Source organism: Nocardia sp. NPDC049526 (assembly GCF_044465765.1).
Classification (GTDB): domain Bacteria; phylum Actinomycetota; class Actinomycetes; order Mycobacteriales; family Mycobacteriaceae; genus Nocardia.
In genome coordinates this window covers 98,430-117,585 of the sequence record NZ_JBITMA010000008.1, presented here as the reverse complement: position 1 = coordinate 117,585, position 19,156 = coordinate 98,430, and the positions used below count along the sequence as shown (strand labels likewise).

Annotated in this window: 20 protein-coding genes; 9 read left to right on the top strand and 11 right to left on the bottom strand. The window is 65.3% G+C overall.

Going from position 1 to position 19,156, the window contains the following annotated elements; genetic code table 11:
* Window positions 1-126: 126 nt before the first annotated feature.
* The 3 genes from ACIBW7_RS25040 to ACIBW7_RS25030 all read left to right on the top strand — a co-directional run bounded on the left by ACIBW7_RS25040 (window position 127) and on the right by ACIBW7_RS25030 (window position 3,797).
* The gene (locus tag ACIBW7_RS25040) at window positions 127-2,178 is read left to right on the top strand and encodes a prolyl oligopeptidase family protein (RefSeq protein ID WP_397050226.1); all 2,052 of its coding nucleotides are present in this window, start codon (window positions 127-129) and stop codon (window positions 2,176-2,178) included.
* A gap of 99 nt (window positions 2,179-2,277) precedes the next feature.
* On the top strand, window positions 2,278-3,165 hold the full coding sequence (locus ACIBW7_RS25035; RefSeq protein ID WP_397050224.1) for an alpha/beta fold hydrolase: 888 nt from the start codon (window positions 2,278-2,280) through the stop codon (window positions 3,163-3,165).
* A complete protein-coding gene (locus ACIBW7_RS25030; protein ID WP_397050222.1) occupies window positions 3,162-3,797 on the top strand; it encodes a TetR/AcrR family transcriptional regulator C-terminal domain-containing protein in 636 nt (211 codons plus the stop codon). Before ACIBW7_RS25035 ends, ACIBW7_RS25030 begins: the two co-directional genes overlap by 4 nt.
* A gap of 3 nt (window positions 3,798-3,800) precedes the next feature.
* Here ACIBW7_RS25030 and ACIBW7_RS25025 read toward each other — a convergent pair whose 3' ends face one another.
* The 5 genes from ACIBW7_RS25025 to ACIBW7_RS25005 form a co-directional block, all read right to left on the bottom strand.
* Window positions 3,801-4,247, bottom strand: coding sequence for a nitroreductase/quinone reductase family protein (locus ACIBW7_RS25025; RefSeq protein WP_397050220.1), 447 nt, complete (start codon window positions 4,245-4,247; stop codon window positions 3,801-3,803).
* Between the two features lie 130 nt (window positions 4,248-4,377).
* Window positions 4,378-5,238 carry an alpha/beta fold hydrolase gene (locus ACIBW7_RS25020; RefSeq protein ID WP_397050218.1) on the bottom strand — a complete coding sequence of 287 codons (861 nt, stop codon included), beginning with the start codon at window positions 5,236-5,238 and terminating at the stop codon, window positions 4,378-4,380.
* 30 nt (window positions 5,239-5,268) lie between these two features.
* Window positions 5,269-5,901 carry a TetR/AcrR family transcriptional regulator gene (locus ACIBW7_RS25015; RefSeq protein ID WP_040696569.1) on the bottom strand — a complete coding sequence of 211 codons (633 nt, stop codon included), beginning with the start codon at window positions 5,899-5,901 and terminating at the stop codon, window positions 5,269-5,271.
* Window positions 5,902-6,129: 228 nt separating this feature from the next.
* On the bottom strand, window positions 6,130-6,924 hold the full coding sequence (locus tag ACIBW7_RS25010; protein ID WP_397050215.1) for an HAD-IIA family hydrolase: 795 nt from the start codon (window positions 6,922-6,924) through the stop codon (window positions 6,130-6,132).
* A 57-nt stretch (window positions 6,925-6,981) separates the two neighbouring features.
* Window positions 6,982-7,164, bottom strand: coding sequence for a DUF2867 domain-containing protein (locus ACIBW7_RS25005; protein WP_397050213.1), 183 nt, complete (start codon window positions 7,162-7,164; stop codon window positions 6,982-6,984).
* Between the two features lie 261 nt (window positions 7,165-7,425).
* Between ACIBW7_RS25005 and ACIBW7_RS25000 the strand changes: the two genes are divergently transcribed.
* Window positions 7,426-8,007, top strand: a complete 582-nt coding sequence (locus tag ACIBW7_RS25000) for a TetR/AcrR family transcriptional regulator (RefSeq protein ID WP_397050211.1) — start codon at window positions 7,426-7,428, stop codon at window positions 8,005-8,007.
* A gap of 1 nt (window position 8,008) precedes the next feature.
* Here ACIBW7_RS25000 and ACIBW7_RS24995 read toward each other — a convergent pair whose 3' ends face one another.
* Window positions 8,009-8,257, bottom strand: a complete 249-nt coding sequence (locus ACIBW7_RS24995; protein WP_397050209.1) for a hypothetical protein — start codon at window positions 8,255-8,257, stop codon at window positions 8,009-8,011.
* Between the two features lie 119 nt (window positions 8,258-8,376).
* A complete protein-coding gene (locus ACIBW7_RS24990) occupies window positions 8,377-8,697 on the bottom strand; it encodes an ArsR/SmtB family transcription factor (RefSeq protein WP_397050207.1) in 321 nt (106 codons plus the stop codon).
* 46 nt (window positions 8,698-8,743) lie between these two features.
* Between ACIBW7_RS24990 and ACIBW7_RS24985 the strand changes: the two genes are divergently transcribed.
* Complete coding sequence (locus ACIBW7_RS24985; RefSeq protein ID WP_397050205.1) at window positions 8,744-9,925, top strand: MFS transporter; 1,182 nt, start codon at window positions 8,744-8,746, stop codon at window positions 9,923-9,925.
* A 45-nt stretch (window positions 9,926-9,970) separates the two neighbouring features.
* Here the strand turns inward: ACIBW7_RS24985 and ACIBW7_RS24980 are convergent, their stop codons facing one another.
* Window positions 9,971-10,429: a MarR family transcriptional regulator gene (locus ACIBW7_RS24980; RefSeq protein ID WP_364485613.1), complete on the bottom strand. Its 459-nt coding sequence runs from the start codon at window positions 10,427-10,429 to the stop codon at window positions 9,971-9,973.
* A 123-nt stretch (window positions 10,430-10,552) separates the two neighbouring features.
* Between ACIBW7_RS24980 and ACIBW7_RS24975 the strand changes: the two genes are divergently transcribed.
* Both ACIBW7_RS24975 and ACIBW7_RS24970 read left to right on the top strand, forming a co-directional pair.
* Window positions 10,553-11,542, top strand: coding sequence for an SMP-30/gluconolactonase/LRE family protein (locus tag ACIBW7_RS24975; RefSeq protein ID WP_397050202.1), 990 nt, complete (start codon window positions 10,553-10,555; stop codon window positions 11,540-11,542).
* Window positions 11,543-11,760: 218 nt separating this feature from the next.
* Window positions 11,761-12,774 (top strand): DUF6585 family protein, encoded by a 1,014-nt coding sequence (locus tag ACIBW7_RS24970; protein WP_397050200.1) that lies wholly within the window; start codon window positions 11,761-11,763, stop codon window positions 12,772-12,774.
* A 274-nt stretch (window positions 12,775-13,048) separates the two neighbouring features.
* Here the strand turns inward: ACIBW7_RS24970 and groL are convergent, their stop codons facing one another.
* Both groL and ACIBW7_RS24960 read right to left on the bottom strand, forming a co-directional pair.
* On the bottom strand, window positions 13,049-14,674 hold the full coding sequence (gene groL, locus ACIBW7_RS24965; RefSeq protein WP_040696754.1) for a chaperonin GroEL: 1,626 nt from the start codon (window positions 14,672-14,674) through the stop codon (window positions 13,049-13,051).
* A gap of 224 nt (window positions 14,675-14,898) precedes the next feature.
* Window positions 14,899-15,198 carry a DUF222 domain-containing protein gene (locus ACIBW7_RS24960; protein WP_040696580.1) on the bottom strand — a complete coding sequence of 100 codons (300 nt, stop codon included), beginning with the start codon at window positions 15,196-15,198 and terminating at the stop codon, window positions 14,899-14,901.
* Window positions 15,199-15,441: 243 nt separating this feature from the next.
* Here ACIBW7_RS24960 and ACIBW7_RS24955 point away from each other — a divergent pair, with 243 nt between their 5' ends.
* Together ACIBW7_RS24955 and ACIBW7_RS24950 are read left to right on the top strand one after the other, a co-directional pair.
* The gene (locus tag ACIBW7_RS24955) at window positions 15,442-16,116 is read left to right on the top strand and encodes a suppressor of fused domain protein (RefSeq protein WP_397050197.1); all 675 of its coding nucleotides are present in this window, start codon (window positions 15,442-15,444) and stop codon (window positions 16,114-16,116) included.
* Between the two features lie 44 nt (window positions 16,117-16,160).
* Window positions 16,161-18,218, top strand: a complete 2,058-nt coding sequence (locus ACIBW7_RS24950) for an NAD(+) synthase (protein ID WP_397050195.1) — start codon at window positions 16,161-16,163, stop codon at window positions 18,216-18,218.
* A gap of 180 nt (window positions 18,219-18,398) precedes the next feature.
* Here the strand turns inward: ACIBW7_RS24950 and ACIBW7_RS24945 are convergent, their stop codons facing one another.
* Window positions 18,399-19,127: a Clp protease N-terminal domain-containing protein gene (locus ACIBW7_RS24945; protein WP_397050193.1), complete on the bottom strand. Its 729-nt coding sequence runs from the start codon at window positions 19,125-19,127 to the stop codon at window positions 18,399-18,401.
* Window positions 19,128-19,156 lie beyond the last annotated feature (29 nt).

The window sequence follows — 19,156 nt, the reverse complement described above, 5'->3', positions numbered from 1 at the left end:
TACTGATCCGACCGGTACGTATGCCACGCCTTGAACCGATGTCGAGCAACCGGTAACAGGCCGCCCGAATTGCCCGATTCATCGAGTGATATCTCACCTTCAAAGCCTCTCGGCAACAATGTGGACATGACGGGCGTTGAGCAGACTGTGACCGATCCCTACCTGTGGCTCGAAGAAGTAACCGATGAGCGGGCCCTCGACTTCGCCCGCGCGCACAACGAGGTGGTTGTCGAGCGTTTCGCCAGCTCCGATCGGTTCACCGAGCTCGAGCGCCGCATCCTGGACATGCTCGACACCGATACCAAGATCGCCTACCCGGGTCGGCGCGGCCATTGGCTCTACAACTTCTGGCGCGATGCCGAACATCCGCGCGGGCTGTGGCGGCGCACCACCTTCGCCGAATACGCCAAGGAAGCGCCGGACTGGGATGTGCTGATCGACCTGGACGCACTCGGCACCGCCGAGGGCGAGAACTGGGTGTGGGGCGGTGCCGCGGTGCTGCGGCCGGAGCAGTCGCGTGCGCTCATCAGCCTGTCCCGCGGCGGCGCGGATGCCAAGGTAGTGCGCGAATTCGATATCGAAACAAGGGAATTCATCGATCCCGCCGACGGCGGCTACTTCCTGTCCGAGGCGAAATCCGAGATCCGCTGGATCGATATCGACTCGGTGTATGTCGGCACCGATTTCGGGCCGGGTTCGCTCACCGATTCCGGCTATCCGCGTATCGCCAAGCGCTGGCGGCGCGGCACCCCGCTCATCGAGGCCGAAACGGTATTCGAGGGCGAGGCAGGCGATGTCGCGGTCTCGGCAGGCTACGACCGGACACCCGGCTATGAACGGCATTTCGTCGGCCGTGCCACCGACTTCTTCAACGAAGAGGTGTACCTGCTCGAAAGCGACGGCAGTCTGCGGCATCTCGATGTACCGACCGACGCCAGCGAGTCCTGGTACAAGGATTGGTTCCTGGTCCGGCTGAAGTCGCCATGGGAAATCGGTGACAAGACCTACCCCGCCGGTGCGCTGCTGACCATGGACTTCGAGAAATTCCTTTCCGGCGCACGGGAATTCGAGGTGATCTTCACCCCGGACGAGCACACTTCACTGCACGGCTACGGCTGGACCGAGAACCATCTGCTGTTGATCACCCTCGAGGATGTGCAGACCAAGCTCTACGTCCTCACGCCCGGTCCGGACGGCTGGCACAGCGAGCCGCTCGCCGACACCCCGCCGATGGCGACCACCAGTGTGATGAATCTCGACCCGCTCGAGGGCGGCGACGAATTCATGCTGACCACAAGCGGATTCACCACTCCCGCCACCCTGCTCGCAAGCGCGGTCGGCGGCCGGACCGAACAACTCAAACAGGAGCCCGGCTTCTTCGACGCCGATGGCATCGAGACCGAGCAGTTCTTCGCGCGCTCCGATGACGGGACCATGGTGCCGTACTTCGTGATCCGCCACCGCGACCGCAAGGACACCCCGGGCCCGACGGTGATGTCCGGCTATGGCGGCTTCGAGGTATCCCGCACCCCCGCCTACAGCGGCGCCTCCGGCATGGGCTGGCTGGAACGCGGCGGCACCTGGGTGATGACCAATATCCGCGGCGGCGGCGAATACGGCCCGCAGTGGCACACCTCGGTGCAGAAGGCCAACCGGCACAAGGTCTATGAGGACTTCTCCTCGATCGCCAAGGATCTGGTGGCCCGCGGCATCACCACGCATGAACAACTGGGTGCGGTCGGCGGCAGCAACGGCGGCCTGCTCATGGGTGTCATGCTGACCCGCTATCCGGAACTGTTCGGCGCCATCGTCTGCCAGGTCCCGCTGCTCGATATGCAGCGGTATCACTTGCTGCTGGCCGGTGCGTCGTGGGTGGCCGAATACGGCGATCCGGACAAGCCCGAGGAGTGGGAGTACATCAGCAAGTACTCGCCCTACCAGAACGTCCGCGCCGACGCCGCCTACCCGCCGATCCTGCTGACCACCTCGACCCGCGACGACCGGGTCCACCCGGGCCATGCCCGCAAGATGGCGGCATTGCTGGAGGAACAGGGCCACACGATCTGGTACCACGAGAACATCGAGGGTGGCCACGGCGGTGCGGCCGACAACAAGCAGTCGGCCTTCCAGGCCGGACTCATCTACGAGTTCTTCACCCAGATGTTGATGGAGCGGTAATCACGTCCAACCGGCCCGGTGCATCCGGCACCGGGCCGACTTCTCGCGGCGATATGTCTACGATGTAGACTCGGTCTACGTTGTAGACAAGGAGTCGCGGTGACCGTCATACGAATCGTCGATACCCCCGGCGCCCGGCTGCACACCGAAGCGGCCGGAACCGGACCAGATCTGGTCCTCATCTCCGGTGGCGGCGGTGATGCCGGAATGTACGAAGCTGTCGTGCCACTGCTGGCCGACAGCTTCCGCGTGATCACCTTCGACCGGCGCGGCAATTCGCGCAGCCCGCTCACCGAGCCACACGCCGCGATCGATGTCGCGACGCAGGCCGCGGATGTCATCGCGGTTCTCGACGCCTACGCCATCGAGCGCGCCCACATCTTCGGCAGCAGCGGTGCTGCGATCATCACGCTCGAATTGCTTGCCGCATATGAAGATCGGCTCATCGACGCGGTTGTGCACGAACCTCCGCTGGTCCAACTGCTGCCCGCCGAAAGCCCTGCGCGGCAAGAGATCGCCGACATCGGCGAACTCGCCATCGCGAAAAGTCCGATGCGCGCGTTCGCGGCATTCGGCGTGCTGACCATGCCGAATGTGCCACGGATATTCCGGTCGAGCGCGGGACAGGCCCTCATGGCCGGCGCGAGTCGCGCATCGCTCGCGATAGGAGCCGCACTCCGCCGGATCACCCGGACGCAGCCGTCGACCATGACCCGCCAGCTGAACAATGCCGACCTGCTGCTGCGCCGCGAACTGCCCGCCTTCTGCTTCGACTACCACCCGGACCTGGCCGCCCTCCGGAAGGTCGAGGTGCCGTGGCGGCTCGCGACCGGACGCGAGAGCGTCGGCAAGCCGTACTACATCGCCGCACATGCGCTGGCCGACGAACTCGGCCGGGACTGTGTGGAATTCCCTGGCGGACATGTGCCCTACCAGCTACAGCCGAAGGAGTTCGTCGCACGGCTGGTGGAGCTGATCAGCGCATGAAAAAGCCGACAACCCGGATCACACTGAATCGCGACTATATCGCCGCGGCGGCGCTGACCGTCATCGATACGGCCGGACTCGACGGCTTCACCATGCGGAAATTGGGTGCGGCACTCGGGGCGGACCCGATGGCGGCCTACCGGCACTTCACCGATCAGCAGGACCTGTTCGACGGCATCGCCGAGGCGATGTTCGACGAACTCGACATGGAAACCCTTCCATGGCAGGAAGATTGGCCGGACCTGATGAGCGCCTACGCACATCGCCTGCGTTCCACACTCCGCCGCCACCCGAACGCCGTCCCGATCTTCGCAACCAGACCGGTCCGCAGCGCCACAGCGATCGAAACCGGCAACTGGATGGTCGAACGCCTTCAAGGCGTCGGCTTCACCCCCGCGATAGCCCTGCAGTTCGCCCGCTGCCTCCGCGAATACGTAATCGGGCACATCCTCAGCCACACCGTAGCCGCCGTAGCAGCCCAACGCAGCCGCAAACCCACCCCGAACGCTCCCGACTACAACAGCCTCGCCGCAGCCGCCGACGCCACCGCGAACACCGACCACTTCGAAATCGGCCTAACCGCAATGCTCGACGGCTTCGCCGTACACCTCAGCGAAACCGACCCCACTTAGGAATCAGCGGAGCAGGTTGTCCTGCTTCTGCCCGGTCGGGGTCAGGATGACCACTGGGATCTGCCAGGGGACCTTGGCCTGGAAGTCGGCGAGGAATGGCGCGTCCACCAGCTTGCTTTCCCAAAGCTGTTGCCGTTCATCACCTTCGGCAACCGATGCGACCACCGGCCATGATTCGGTACCGACTTCGACGACGGCCTCAGGGTGCGCGGTCAGATTGTGGTACCACCCCGGACGATTCGGCCGTCCGCCGTTGGCGGCGTAGACCACTACGCGGTTGCCGTCGCGCTGAAAAGCCAGTGGCCAGGTTCGGGATTCGCCCGTGCGGGCACCGGTGGTGGTCAGCAGTAGCAGCGGTGTGTTCGCGAACTGCCCGCCGACCTTTCCCGCATTGGCGCGGAATTCCGTCACGACATCCAGATGTAGTTGCCGCCGTTGCTCATTCGACACGAGCACCAGCCTATGACGGCTTGCACGATTGCGCTTCGTCGCAGCGCAGACCCAGGGTGGCCACCTACCCACGATGGCCGTGCACCCAGTCGATGAAGCGCCGAGCCCGCGGTCACCATCAAGCGTCCGATCAGCGGTCCCGCAGCCATTTCTCGATTTGATCGACCGTGCTGCCGTACCGACGGATCCAGCCGTTGTGCCCCAACGGTTCCGGTTGTACCCAGGTGGTCACCTCGGCCATCGGCATCTTGGCCAGCAGATGTGCGGCCGAACTGCTCGGCGTGAGATCGTCGCCCGTCATGGTGATGGACAGCACCGGCAGCTTCAGTCCGGCGATCCGCTCCTCGTAGTCGATATCCGCATCGACGGGCACGAAGCGGCCGGTGCGGGCCAGCCGGGCCCAATCCGACATCAGCACCTTCGACTGGCGTCCGAAGCCGCCGAGCGAGATGCGGTCGCCGGGCCAGAAGCCTGCCAGATTGGCCGTCAGCGACATGACCGCGGTGGCGGCCAGCATGCCAGGACCCGAAATACCGCGGAATCCACGGTGATACGGGGTACCGGAGGCGATCAGGATCAGCCCACCCAGGCGGCCACGGATCCGCGACGCGTACAGCACCGCCAGCTGGCCGCCCATGCTGTGGCCGAGCAGATACGGGGTGCTGTCGGGGAAACGGTCGCGCACCACCGAGAAGATCGCCGGGAAGTCGACCGATGCCAATTCGTGGTAGCCGAAGGTGCTCGCGGCGCTCGGGCGCGGGCGACTGTCACCCGCGCCGCGCAGCTCACCGATCGCGGCATCGAAGCCGCGCGCGGCCAGCTCCTGGGCGAACAGTTCGTAGTACCCGGCCGGGACACCGAGACCGGGCACCATCACCACCACCGGACGCGGCGCATCCGGGCGCACCGGATGCCGATGCGCACCGGTCGCCGGGAACAGCCGCACCGGCACGGTGGTGCCGTCCGGCATCTGGATGGGAACCGTCTCCATAGAGCGCACGCTAGCCGACGGCCGCCGGAACTACGCGCCGACCGCCCCCATGATGACTCGGCTGAGTACCCGGATCACGTCGTCTAGTGGCGGGCGCGGATCCGAACCGCTCCAGGAATCCACCACGTAGTTGACCGCGCCGATGATGGCCAGCACCCGCATCTCGTAATCGCCCGTTGGGATTTCGCCGTGCAAGGCGGCATCCTCCGCGGCGCCGGCGAGTAGCGAACCCCAGACCCGACGTAGCTCCAGCCGGAACTTCTCCACCTTCGGCCCGGCGCCGACGACCTCTACCAGCGCCACCCGCGCCTTGCGCGGATCGGAGCCGATGGATTCGACGTAGGCGCGCACCGAGGCGTCGATGATCTCCAGCGCGGTCGCATCGGATTTCTTCTCGAGGGCGGCGGTCACCGCATCGCGCGATTCCCTATCGATCTGCTCGTAGAGCTCGAGTAGGAGGGATTCGCGGCCGGTGAACTCCTCATAGAACTGCCTCGAGGAGAGTCCGGCGTCCTTACAGATAGCGCCGACCGAACTATTGGCGTAGCCATCGCGCGCAAAGACCGTCAGGCCCGATTCCAGAAAACGCGCACGCCGCTGACGTTGCCGGTCCTCTACGGGTTGCCCGGCATACATTCGTCCCGTATTCGCATCCTGTGACATTGGGGCAGACAATACCGAAGGGCCCGATCCCCTCGTCATGGATCGGGCCGTTCGTCTCAACCTTCGGCGAAACAGGTGTTAGCCGAAAGTTGGCCGCGCGGTTGCTATTGCGCTTGCCGGATGCCGCTCTCCGATCTAACTGCTGCCACAGTGGTCGTCACTGATTGTTTGCCGCAACGGCAGGATACCGAGGGGTTCGGCACGCCGAAAGTGTTTTACAGGACTTTTTTAGAATAATTCTTTCGACAGACCTTTCAACAACGCGGGCAGTTCCGCGACGGAATCGATGACGTGATCCGGTGTGGCCGAAGCCGCCGCCAGAACGGCAGGCCGGAATTTGCCCGTGCGCACCAGAACTCCGGTCATACCGGCCTGCTGAGCGGCGAGCACATCGGAGTGCAGATCGTCACCGATCATCAGCACCTCGGCCGGGTCGAGGTCCATAAGGTCCGCGCAGGTTCGGAATCCGGCCGCCGCGGGCTTGCCGACCACGGCGATCTCGGCATTGCCTGCCGCCTCCAGACCCGGTAGGTATGCGCCGGCATCGATGCGGAGCCCGGTATCGGTGGCCCACGTCAGCCCGCCGTGCATCGCGACGACCGGAATGCCGTCCAGCATCAGTTCGGCCACCCGGCTCAGCGCGTCATGTGTGAATTCCGTACCAGCGCCGCCGATTACGATGACATCCGGATCTTCGTCGTCGAGAGTCAGCTCGGCGAGGTCGGCCGCGATATCGCCGTGATTGAGCACCCAGACTGCCGCATCCGGGTAGCGGCGGCCCACATATTCGCCGGTGAGCCGGGCGGCGGTGACTATCTCCGCGGTATCGACGTCGAACCCGGCGTCCCGCAGTCGCTCGGCGATCTCAGCACAGGTGCGAGAGGTGGTGTTGGTGAGAAACCTTCGGCGCAAACCACTTTCGCGCACACGGCGCACGGCGTCGACCGCACCGTCGATCTCGTGCCAGGAGGTCACCAGCACGCCGTCGATGTCGTAGAGCACACCGCGCATGTCATCGGACATGGGTTCAGCCTACGACCACCGAACAAGGGCGTCCCCGCATCCGTTCGACACGGCGCGTCAGCCGGCGAAACTGCGGGCGGTGCGCGCGAGCATCCATGGCACGAGCCGACGGTGGAATGGGCGCACGACGGCGAAATACCCTCGGCCCCAGTGATTTCGATACTCGACCAGCGAAGTGATGGTGACCGTGCCGTCGTCGACGAGAACCGAGACGACAAAGTCGAGGAGCACGCGTCGCATCGGCGGTCACGTGCTCGCGTTCATCGCATTCGCGATCGGGAAAAGGGTTGCCGAAGAATATCTTTCGGGTCCATTTCCGCGGGTCGAAAGGAGCGCCGGGGGGGCAACGCTATTTCGTAGGAATCGATGTAATCCCAATCGGTCCCGACGAACGCGCCAACGTGGCTCGTTCGGGAATTCGACTCGCCCATAAGTCGGCATCACATTCCTCCGCTGACCCATACGGGGCCGCCTGGAATGACCATACGGTAGCGTACGGGAATGACAAAAGGGGATGCGGCCGCGAAGACCCGGCTCACCGCCGACGACTGGGCACAGGCCGCACTGGACGCGCTGGCGGAGGGCGGTCTGGCGGCAGTCGCCGTCGAGCCGATCGCCAAGCGGCTCGGCACCACCAAGGGCAGCTTCTACTGGCATTTCAAGGACCGCGCGACCCTCGTCGAGGCGGCACTGGCGCGCTGGGAGCAGCGCAGCACCGACGATGTGATCGCCGAGATCGCCATCGAGACCGACCCGGCCGAGCGGTTGCATCGACTCTTCGCCCAGGTCATCGACTACGCGGCCATCGGACACATCGAATTGGCGCTACTGGCCTCGGCCGACCAGCCGTCGGTCGCCGCGACACTACGCCGAGTCGCGGACCGGCGCATCGAATACGTCGCGGAATTGCTGCGCGAATTGGGGCTGACCACCGGGCAGGCGCGGACCAGAGCGGTTGTCGCCGTGAGCATTTACCACGGCTTCAACCAACTGGCCCGCGTCTCCCCCGACGCGCTCCCACGTACCGACACACAGCGAAGGACGTTGGTGGACAGCGCATTTCAGAGTCTGTTGCCGGACTGAATCAGCTGCCGCCGCCACATCCGCCACCGCCGCCGCCGCATCCACCGCCACCGCAGCTCGAACCACCACCACAGCTGGAGCCGCCGCCGCAACCGCCGCCGCCTGCGTCGCCACCGCCACCTGCGGCCCATCGACTCCGACTACGGCGGTTGCGGCGCCCCCGACTGTCGCGGTTCGCGAGATTGATGAGCGCGATCGTGCCGTACAACAGCACGATACCGATCACGATCACGACCATGAATCCGTTCATTGTCCCCACCCCTGAGTGACATTCGAGGCTTGTCCTCGCACCAAGTGCACCTCCTACGGGATCGCCGGTAAAGCCAATACTTTTGGGGCGTTTGAACACCAGGAGGTCGAGTGCTCGGGTCAGAGTTGCGAGCTGTTGATGATCGCATCGAGCAGGCCGGGGAAACGTTGCGCCAGATCGTCACGCCGCAGTTCGACGAGTCGGTTGCGGCCGGAGACATAGGTGGTCGTGACACCCGCGTCGCGCAGCACCTTCCAGTGGTGCGACGCGGTGGCAGCGGTGATTTCGACATCGAATTTGTCGATGGCGCAACTGAGCGGTTCACGGACCCCGGCAAGCGAGCGGATCAGCTCCAGCCTGATCGGATCGGCGATGGCGCTCAGCACCCGGATCAGGTCCAGGTCGCCGGTGCTCGGCTGCGGTAGCTGGCGCACGTTCATCCTCCGATCGTTTGACAACCATCGAATTATATCTCAGCATCATAAGATGCTTCGACAACCATCGAACAATCTGTATCGATCCCTGATCCCACTCGCCGTCGGCACCTTCGTGCTGGGCACCGACGGTTTCGTCCTCAATGGCATGCTCCCGCTCATCGCCCGCGACCTGGACGTTTCGGTGTCCACCGCGGGCCAGCTCACCACCATGTTCGCCTGGACCTACGCCATCGCCTCGCCGATCATCGCGGCCGCGACCGGATCCTGGGACCGGCGCTGGGTATTGGGCGGCGGTGCGGCGCTTTTCGTCATCGGCATGATCGGACAGGCCGCGGCACAGGACTTTTCGGTGATGGCCGGAGCGCGCATCGTTGCCGCGGTCGGCGCGGCGGCATTCCAGGCCAATGCCTTCGCCGTGGCCGGGGTGGTCGCCGACGACGCGCACCGCGGCCGGGCACTATCGGTCGTCACCGCCGGAATCACGCTGTCCGCCGTCGCGGGTGTGCCGATCGGCATCTTCGTGGAGCGTTGGATCGGCTGGCGCGGAGTGCTCTGGGCGATCGTGGCGGGCGGCGCCATCGCGGCCGCGCTGGTGCTGCTGCTGCCGCGGGTCACCCTGCCGAGTACCGGATTGCGCGATCGCGTCGGCGTACTCGCCCGGCCCGCCGTGCTGCGGGTTCTGCTGGTGACCACGCTGCAGATGACCGCGGGCTATACGACCATCGTCTACCTGCCGATCGTCGTCGCACCATCGGTGCCGCAGGGGCAACTCGCGTGGCTGCTGCTGGTCATGGGCATCGGTCAGGTCATCGGCAACTCACAGGCGGGCCGGGCGGTGGACCGCTTCGGCCCGGCCCGCACACTGACCGTCGGACTCGTCGGCAGCCTCATCGGCCTGTTACTGCTCGGCCCGGCCACCCACGCCCACTGGGCGGTCTTCGCGGTGCTCGGCCTGACCGGCCTCTTCGGATCGGCGATCCTGATCCCGCAGCAATTCCGGCTCTTCGCCATTGCCCACGACGCGCCGACCGTCGCGCTCGGACTCAATGGCTCGGCCATCTACCTCGGCAGCGGCATCGGCTCACTACTCGGCGGCACGGTGCTGAATTCGTCGGGCGCGAGCTGGCTCCCATGGACCTCGGCCGCGGTCGGCTTCGTCGCACTCGCGCTCGGCATCGCAACCCTGCGCCGACCGGCACGCACCGAAGCGGCAGTGGTCGTTCCGGCGTGAAATCGCCGGTACCCCAATAGCTCCCGGGTCGATCTGATCCGGGAGCTATTTTTTCGGCGCGGATTCGGGGCGGATGGAGTCGAGCAGATCGGCGCAGCGGGTGAGCAGTTCGCGCAGCGCGGCATGTTCGGCCTCGGTGAATTCGTCGGCCAGTGCGCGTTCGACGCGGACTGCATTCACGTCCGCCTCCTGCGCGAGCGCCGCCCCCGCTTCGGTGAGACGGGTCTCCAGAACGTTCTTGTGCCAGGCGTGCGGGGTGCGCTCGATGAGGCCGCGGTCCTGGAGATTGGTCAGGATCGTATTCATGGTCGGCGGGGTCACCCCGCACAGCCGGGCCAGCGCGGCGGCATTGATGCCCGGATTTTCGATGAGGAACAGCAGGGTCCCGTACTGGGGAACGGTGAGGCCCGCCGGTTTGAGCGCCGCGCTCTTCGCCGAGTTGAGGGCCTGTTCGGCGCGCTTGAGATACGAGCCGAGGCGCTCGGAGGAGTGCATGGACGTCATATCCGCATGGTAACTGCCCGTCTACTGATTAGACTCTTGACGTTGATTAGAGTTCTAATATACGTTCGTACACATCTTAAGATGTGAATGCATCCGGATGTTCGACTATCAGGAGCCACAAGCATGTTCCGCACCATCTCGACCATCGCCACCGCCATTGCCTGCACCTCCGTCACGGCGTGCGGCACCGCGACGGAGGCCGCGAGCCAACCCGCGACCCGCATCAGCACCGCATACGAACTGCCCGGTGATCGCGTCTACCCGGAGGGCATCGCCGTCGACCCCCGCACCGGTGACACCTACGTCGGCTCATACGCCAACGGCGCCGTCTACCGCGCGACGCCCGGCGCCACGCGAGCCGAAATCTTCCTGCCCGAGGGGACTGACGGCCGCAAAACCGCCAATGGCCTGAAAGTCGATGCGGCAGGGCGACTGTGGGTCATCGACTCGACCGCCGGAGTCGCGGTCTACGACACCGGCAGCCGTGCACTGGTCGCCCGCTTCGATATCACCGGCACCGAACCGAGCCTGGTCAATGATCTGGCCATTACGCCGGACGGCAGCGCATATCTGACCGACAGCCTGCGACCGGTGGTCTACCGGGTCACCCCGGAGCAGGTCACCGCGGCGCACGGCGGAAAGGCCATTCTGACAACACAATTCGACCTGAGCACCATTATCAGCGCGCACGCGCCGGACGCATTTACCTTGAACGGCATCGTGTCCGACGATTCCGGTCGCTATCTGCTGATCGTCGATATGAATTCCGGTGAGCTGTATCGCATCGCGACCGCGGCGAATTCGCCGGAGATTCGCAAGGTGACCATGCGCGGCGCCGACCTGAAACACGGTGACGGACTGGAACTGCACGGCAGCACGCTGTGGGCGGCGCAGAATACCGGCAACACCATTACCCGCTGGCAGATCAGCGATGACGGCGCGACCGTCGAGCTGGAACGCACGGTCACCGATGACTCCCTGCGCATTCCCACCACATTGGTACGCAGCAATGGTCGAACGCTGGTTGTCTCTTCCCAATTCGATAAGGGCGGGCCGATGGGACCCGGCACCCCGACCATGCCGTTCGCCGTCCTGACAGTTGACGGAATCTGATCCCGCCGCGCGGCCGGTTCGTTCAGCGGACCGGCCATCGGCCTATTCGCCGTATGACAACTTGATCTAAATCACTCCGAAACGCCCGCACCCATCGCAGGTAGGCCGCCGCGATGACGTAAGCTCGGCCGACTGACCGGGCACGCGGCTGGGGTGGCGACCTTCGGGCGAGTGTCATACGCTTCGCCGCGGAGGAAAACCGCCTCATGGAGGGACAATTGACCACTCCGAGCCATGGCGATGTCGGAACCGGCGGCCCACAAAAGGTTCCACTGTCGCAGCTGATCCACCTGATGGCCGAATATCAGAAGCTCGGCACGCACCGACAGACCTTTCTACCGGCGCCGACGAGCGACACTTTCATGCGTGGCTGCGGGATCGTCGCGGGCGGGTTCGCGGCCGTGGGAGTTATCTGTGTGACGGTCGGCGCCTATCCCGGTGCGCTCGCGATCGGTCTGCTCGCCCTGGTGCCCGCGTCGATGGCATTCTTCCGCGGGCGGCGCAATCGTCGGCACCGCGCCGCACGGCTGGATCTGTTCGATGTCGGCATGACCGTGTACCGCTCCGGTGAGCAGGTGGCCGGGTTCCGCTGGGACAGCGCCGAAGTGCGCCAGCAGGTCATCCCCTTCCAGAATTCCGCCCACACCGAGTATTCGCTGCGGATGTCGGGCCCCGACGGCGCCGAGGCCGCATTCGACGACACCCTGTTCGGCGACGCGCGCGATTGGGGCCGGGCCATCCAGTCGGCCGTCACTCTGGCCCAGCTCCCCCGCGCCGTGGCCGCCATCGATGACGGCGCGACCGTCCATTTAGGCGAAATCGCCCTCGACCTCACCGCACTCTATTTCCACAGCCGGGCCTACACCTGGGAACAGATCCAATTGATCGACGCCCGAAGCGGTTTGGTCCGCATGAAGGTCGACGGCAACTGGGTCTCGCTCACCCCCGTAGGCCAGATCCCCAACTTCTACATCTTCAACGAACTCGCCGAACGCCTACGCCTGGCCGCTGCCGCAGAGGCCGCAGCCGAATCGACGGATCCCGAACTGCCGACCATCACACCGACCGCCGAACCCGATCCCCCCACCCCGGTAGTCGTCTCCGATCCGACGGTCGACAATGCTCCCGAGACAGCCGCCGATCAACAAATCGAACCCCCCACCCCAACGGCCAAAGGCACCGCCAAATCCCCCAACCGGCCCTCCCAAGACCTGAGCGCCGCCTCGAATTAACCCCCGCCCCAACCCCTTCCACCGAACCATTGGCCTTGATCCGTTCGGCTATCGCCATTCCGTTCATCGTTCTCGAATAGCCCCCACGATGTATAACGCCGCGAGTGTCGAAATCCCCCTCCGATAACCGCCCACGCGCAATCCAACCCATTGCGCCCCTGGAGTTCTCACCAGATCAAAGCTGCGGTTCGAATAGGCCAACCAAAGGCCGAAGGCCGGGCCACCTGATGGTGGCCCGGCCTTCGGGTCTAAAGGTGTTGCTGGGGAGCAGGACTCAGAAGTCCATGCCGCCCATGCCACCGGTCGGGTCGCCGGCGGGAGCGGCGGCCTTCTCCGGCTTGTCGGCGACGACGGCCTCGGTGGTGAGGAACAGGGCCGCGATGGAGGCCGCGTTCTGCAGGGCCGAACGGGTGACCTTGACCGGGTCGGCGACACCGGCGGCCAGGAGGTCCTGGTACTCGCCCGAGTCGGCGTTCAGGCCGTGGCCGGCCGGGAGGTTCGAGACCTTCTCGGCGACAACGCCGGGCTCGAGGCCCGCGTTGAAGGCGATCTGCTTCAGCGGAGCCGACAGCGCGACACGCACGATGTTCGCACCGGTCGCCTCGTCACCGGTGAGCTTCAGGTCGTCCAGCGCCGGAGCCGACTGCAGCAGGGCCACGCCACCACCGGCGACGATGCCCTCCTCGACGGCGGCCTTGGCGTTGCGCACGGCATCCTCGATGCGGTGCTTGCGCTCCTTGAGCTCGACCTCGGTCGCGGCGCCTGCCTTGATCACCGCAACACCGCCGGCCAGCTTGGCCAGACGCTCCTGCAGCTTCTCCCGGTCGTAGTCCGAGTCCGAGTTCTCGATCTCGGTGCGGATCTGCGCGACGCGGCCCTTGATGGCCTCCGCGTCACCCGCGCCCTCGACGATGGTGGTCTCGTCCTTGGTGATAACGACCTTGCGGGCCTGGCCGAGCAGCTCGATGCCTGCGGTCTCCAGGGAGAGGCCGACCTCTTCGCTGATGACCTCGCCACCGGTCAGGATGGCGATATCGGCGAGCTGCGCCTTGCGACGGTCACCGAAGCCCGGCGCCTTGACGGCAACGGACTTGAAGGTGCCGCGGATCTTGTTCACGACCAGGGTCGACAGGGCCTCGCCCTCGACGTCCTCGGCGATGATCAGCAGCGGCTTACCGGCCTGGATGACCTTCTCCAGCAGCGGCAGCAGGTCCTTGACGGTGGAAACCTTGGAACCGACGAGCAGGATGTACGGATCCTCGAGGACCGCTTCCTGACGCTCCGGGTCGGTCACGAAGTAACCCGAGATGTAGCCCTTGTCGAAGCGCATACCCTCGGTGAGCTCCAGCTGGAGCCCGAAGGTGTTGCTCTCCTCGACGGTGATGACGCCTTCCTTGCCGACCTTGTCCATGGCCTCGGCGATCAGCTCACCGATGGACGCGTCGCCGGCCGAGATACCGGCGGTGGCGGCGATCTGCTCCTTGGTCTCGACCTCCTTGGCGGTCGCGAGGAGCTTGGTGGTGACGGCCTCGACGGCCTTCTCGATGCCGCGCTTCAGACCCAGCGGGTTGGCGCCGGCCGCAACGTTGCGCAGGCCCTCACGTACGAGCGCCTGGGCGAGCACGGTGGCGGTGGTGGTGCCGTCGCCCGCGACGTCGTCGGTCTTCTTGGCGACTTCCTTGACCAGCTCGGCGCCGATCTTCTCGTACGGGTCCTCCAGGTCGATCTCCTTGGCGATGGAAACACCATCGTTGGTGATCGTGGGGGCGCCCCACTTCTTCTCCAGGACAACGTTGCGACCCTTGGGGCCCAGCGTCACCTTGACCGCGTCGGCGAGGGCGTTGAGACCCCGCTCGAGGCCGCGACGGGCCTCTTCGTCGTACGCAATTGTCTTGGCCATTGCGTTGAGATCCTCCACATGTATATGGCTGACACACAGGTCGATCGCAGGTTGGATCGCCCCATTTACGCTGGCCAGGTTCGGTGCCCGCGACGGACGACCGAGGGTGTCGATGGAACCCGGTCTCACCGTCCCGACCTGGCACTCACACGTCGAGAGTGCCAAGCCCTTTTTAGCACTCAGGGGTATCGAGTGCAAGGTCCGCCGCGCTGCCCAGCGCCGGCTCATGCCGAGCTGCGGTCGTCCACCCGGAGTATCAATGCGACGAAAGCATCGGCTCGGCGCTCCTCGGGCGTGCGTGGTTCACCCTCATCGACCGTTACGAGTTCCGCGTCGTTCAGCAGCAACTCCGCCTCCACCCGCATGATCGCCCGAATGAACGGTGGCGCGACATCGGGCGGCAGGTCGCCATTGATGATGTAGCTGCCGTCGGGCTGCGATTCGGTGGAGACATAGGTCAGCGCACGCTCGAGATCAGCGCGTCGTTCCCCCGCAACCAGGTCGGAATCCATGTCATCCGCCATTGCTATAGCTTACCGGTGCGCCGGATCAGCCCTTTCCCGACAGGCCGACCAGTCCGGGATCCGCGGCACCGCCCCGGGTCGGGCGACCAGCAAATGACTGTCCGCCAATGGCTTACGATCGGCTTCCGCGGCGTGAGCGACGGGCCCGGAGGCGGTAGCGAAGCGTGACCATGGAGGGCCCCACGAACGCCACCAATCAAGCACAGCGCGGCGCATGATCGGCGCCGACCTTATGGTGTCCAGGTGAGTGAAAGTCCCGGCTGGAACGCTATCGACGCCGCGTTGGAGCAGCTGTACCACGACACCGCACCCAGCCATTGGGGGACGGGGGTCCCCTGGTCGCTCGGCGGGCCCGATCCGCTGGACGGCGTCAGCGCCTATCCGCGCACCGAACCGGTCCCACACTGGCACTACATCAGCTACGGGATGACCGAGCTGTACGAGAAGGAATGGGATAACCCGGACGAATCGGGCTGGGGATTCGAATTCACCTTCCGCCTGCTGCGCACACCGGCCGACGAGAAGCCGCCGGTCTGGCCGGCGAACTTCCTGCAGAATCTGGCCCGCTACGTGTTCCAATCCGGGAATTGGTTCGCACCGGGCCACACCATCAAGTCGAACGGCCCGATCGCCGCGGACCATCCGGATTCGGATATCCACGCCGTCGCCTTCACCGTCGACCCGGAACTCGGCGCCATCGACACCCCGCACGGGCGGATGCAGTTCCTGCAGATCGTCGGCCTGACCATGCCGGAGTACCGGGCCGCGCAGGGCGGGCACACGCTGGCGGTGCTCGACGAACTCGCGCCGCAGCTGCCGCTGTTGGTCACCGATATCGAGCGCGGGCCGCTCATGGAGGAACCGAAGACCAAGGCGAAATGGCCGCGCTGGGGCGGGGGCCTGCGCGGGCGGGCGTAGATTTCGCCATGGAGGAAGATCAACGATCCCGAAGGGGGACGCCCGTGCCCGCATTGCCGTTCGACTCGCTCTATCGGCACGGGTTCGCGCGGGTGGCGGTCGCGGTGCCGCGGATCCGGGTCGCCGATCCCACGTTCAATGTCGAGCAGACACTCGAGCTCGCTCGGCAAGCGGCCGCCCGAGGCGTGGTGCTGACGGTCTTTCCCGAACTCGGACTCTCCAGCTACACCGCCGACGATCTTTTCCACCAGGATGCGCTCGACGATGCAGTGGCCGCGGCAATCGAGCATGTAGTCGCGGCGAGCGCCGAGATCGATACGGTGCTGGTGATCGGTGCGCCGGTGCGGACGCAGGGGCGGCTGTTCAACTGCGGCATCGCGGTATGCCGCGGCACCGTCCTCGGGGCGGCGCCCAAGAGTTATCTGCCGAACTATCGCGAGTTCTATGAGAAACGCCAGTTCGCGGCGGCGCGCGAAACGCTGGACAACCACATCACGATCGCGGGTCAGCGGGTGCCGTTCGGATCCGATCTGTTGTTCACCGCGACCAATCTCGACGGCTTCGTATTCCACCTGGAGATCTGTGAGGACGGCTGGGTACCGTTGCCGCCCAGTGGATATACCGCGCTGGCCGGTGCGACGGTGCTGGTCAATCTGTCGGCGAGCAATATCGTCATCGGCAAGGCCGACTATCGGCGCGCGCTGTGCACCTCGCATTCGGCGCGCTATCTGGCCGCCTATCTGTATTCGGCTGCGGGACACGGTGAATCGACCACCGATATGGCCTGGGACGGACAGGCGCTGGTTTGCGAGAACGGCGACCTGCTCGCCGAGGGTGAGCGGTTCTCCGACCATCCCCAGTTGATCACCGCAGATCTCGATCTGCAGCGGTTGGCCGCGGATCGCATCCGCACCACCAGTTTCGCCGACAATGTGCACGATCACCGCGACCGGCTGGTGCGGCTGCGGCGTATCGAGGTCGAGTTGCCGGTTCCGACGAGTGCCATCACCTTGGGGCGCGAAATCCAGCGCTTCCCTTACGTTCCCAGTGATCCGGCCGCGCGCAACGAACGGTGCGCAGAGGTACATCACATCCAGGTCGAGGGCCTGAGCACCCGATTGCGTGCGACCGGTAGCCAGCGCGTGATCATCGGCGTATCCGGTGGATTGGACTCCACCCAGGCACTGATCGTCGCGGCCAAAACCATGGACCGGCTCGGCCTGCCGCGCGCGAATGTGCTGGCTTACACCATGCCCGGCTTCGCTACCAGCACCCGAACCCGCACCGACGCGCACGCGCTGATGGACGCGCTCGGCGTGACCGCGCAGGAGATCGATATCCGCCCGTCCGCCACCCAGATGCTGCGCGACCTGAATCACCCTGCCGCCGAAGGTATTCCGCAGTACGACATCACCTACGAGAATGTGCAGGCGGGCGAGCGCACCTCGCATCTGTTCCGACTTGCCAACCAGCACCACGCACTCGTGGTCGGCACCGGCGATCTCAGCGAACTTGCCTTGGGCTGGTGCACTTTCGGCGTCGGCGACCATATGGCGCACTACAGCGTGAACGCCTCGGTCCCCAAAACACTGATCAAATATCTGATCGCCTGGGCGGTCGACACCGATCAGTTCGGCCCCGACGCGGGCCGGGTGCTGTCATCGATCCTGCAGACCGAGATCTCGCCGGAGTTGGTGCCCAGCCATGATTCCACCGCACCGAGCCAGAGCTCCGAGGCCACCGTCGGCCCCTACGAACTGCAGGACTTCCACCTCTACTACATGCTGCGCTTCGGTTACCGCCCCAGCCGGGTCGCCTACCTGGCCCGGCACGCCTGGTCCGAGCGCGACCGCGGCAGCTGGCCGGACCTCATTCCGGCCGACCAGCGCAACACCTACGACCTGCCGATCATCAAACACTGGCTCGCCGAATTCCTGCGCCGCTTCATCCAGACCAGCCAGTTCAAACGCTCCACCCTGCCCAATGCCCCGAAAGTCGGTTCGGGCGGCTCACTTTCACCGCGCGGCGACTGGCGTGCGCCGAGCGACGCCTCCGCCGCCGCCTGGTTGGACGAACTCGCCCGCAACGTCCCGGAGAACTGAGCCGCCGTCACGCGGCAACGGGCTCACGGTATTCGAGCGGGATCCGTGAGCCGCGTCGCACCGACATCCCCCGCGATCGGATGGCCCTGCGCTGCCGTGTCCTGGCCGCGTGCGTGGATCGAATGCCGATGACTATCCAGGCAATTCGACGTCGTCCAGCGATGGACGCGGCCCGGGCGTTCATGACTTCTCGGCGGCGATCACCGACAGCAGTTCGGTCAGATCGGCTTCGGCCTTCGCCTTGTCGACGCCGAGATCGGACAGGATTCCGGAACCGTTCTCCTGTTCGAGCAGGGCGAGCAGGACATGTTCGGTGCCGATGTAGTTGTGTCCCAGGCGCAGTGCCTCACGGAAGGTCAGCTCGAGCACCTTCTTGGCCTCGGCGCCGAACGGAATGAGCGCCGGCACCTGCGCCGGATCGGCGGGCTGTCGGGCGATGGCGTCGGTTGCCGCATCCCGGACCGCGTCGAGTTGCACCCCTTGCGCAATGATCTCCCTGGTGCCGAGGCCTTCCGGTTGGGACAGCAGGGCCAGCACCAGATGTCCGACGGTGATCTCCGAATTACCGAAGTTTCGGGCCGACTCCTGAGAGGCCACCACCATCTTTCGCGCACGCGGGGTGAACTTCGCGAAGCCCGCGTTGGGATCCATAGTCGCCGGATCACCCGGCCCCTTGGGCACGAACCGCTTTTGCGCGGCCTGTTTGGTGACGCCCATGCTGGCGCCGATATCGGTCCACGATGCACCGGAGCGGCGGGCCTGATCCACGAAGTGGCCGATCAGATGATCGGCCACTTCGCCGAGGTGCCCGGCCGCGACCACCGCATCGGAGAGTTGGTCGAGCACATTGTCCGGACGTGCTTTTTTGATGCCATCGATCAGATCGTCGAGGCGTACGTTGAATGTCATGCGTCAACCATAGGTTGACGATCCTATTT

Excerpts from the sequence above, each read along its gene's own strand:
- ACIBW7_RS25020 (WP_397050218.1), bottom strand. The coding sequence starts at position 5,238 with ATGGAGACGGTTCCCATCCAGATGCCGGACGGCACCACCGTGCCGGTG.
- ACIBW7_RS24960 (WP_040696580.1), bottom strand. The coding sequence starts at position 15,198 with ATGGCGGATGACATGGATTCCGACCTGGTTGCGGGGGAACGACGCGCT.
- ACIBW7_RS24995 (WP_397050209.1), bottom strand. The coding sequence starts at position 8,257 with ATGAACGGATTCATGGTCGTGATCGTGATCGGTATCGTGCTGTTGTAC.
- ACIBW7_RS24980 (WP_364485613.1), bottom strand. The coding sequence starts at position 10,429 with ATGACGTCCATGCACTCCTCCGAGCGCCTCGGCTCGTATCTCAAGCGC.
- ACIBW7_RS24975 (WP_397050202.1), top strand. The coding sequence starts at position 10,553 with ATGTTCCGCACCATCTCGACCATCGCCACCGCCATTGCCTGCACCTCC.
- ACIBW7_RS24985 (WP_397050205.1), top strand. The coding sequence starts at position 8,744 with ATGCTTCGACAACCATCGAACAATCTGTATCGATCCCTGATCCCACTC.
- ACIBW7_RS25015 (WP_040696569.1), bottom strand. The coding sequence starts at position 5,901 with ATGTCACAGGATGCGAATACGGGACGAATGTATGCCGGGCAACCCGTA.
- ACIBW7_RS25005 (WP_397050213.1), bottom strand. The coding sequence starts at position 7,164 with ATGCGACGCGTGCTCCTCGACTTTGTCGTCTCGGTTCTCGTCGACGAC.
- ACIBW7_RS24945 (WP_397050193.1), bottom strand. The coding sequence starts at position 19,127 with ATGACATTCAACGTACGCCTCGACGATCTGATCGATGGCATCAAAAAA.
- ACIBW7_RS24990 (WP_397050207.1), bottom strand. The coding sequence starts at position 8,697 with ATGAACGTGCGCCAGCTACCGCAGCCGAGCACCGGCGACCTGGACCTG.
- ACIBW7_RS25000 (WP_397050211.1), top strand. The coding sequence starts at position 7,426 with ATGACAAAAGGGGATGCGGCCGCGAAGACCCGGCTCACCGCCGACGAC.
- ACIBW7_RS25010 (WP_397050215.1), bottom strand. The coding sequence starts at position 6,924 with ATGTCCGATGACATGCGCGGTGTGCTCTACGACATCGACGGCGTGCTG.
- ACIBW7_RS25030 (WP_397050222.1), top strand. The coding sequence starts at position 3,162 with ATGAAAAAGCCGACAACCCGGATCACACTGAATCGCGACTATATCGCC.
- ACIBW7_RS25040 (WP_397050226.1), top strand. The coding sequence starts at position 127 with ATGACGGGCGTTGAGCAGACTGTGACCGATCCCTACCTGTGGCTCGAA.
- groL (WP_040696754.1), bottom strand. The coding sequence starts at position 14,674 with ATGGCCAAGACAATTGCGTACGACGAAGAGGCCCGTCGCGGCCTCGAG.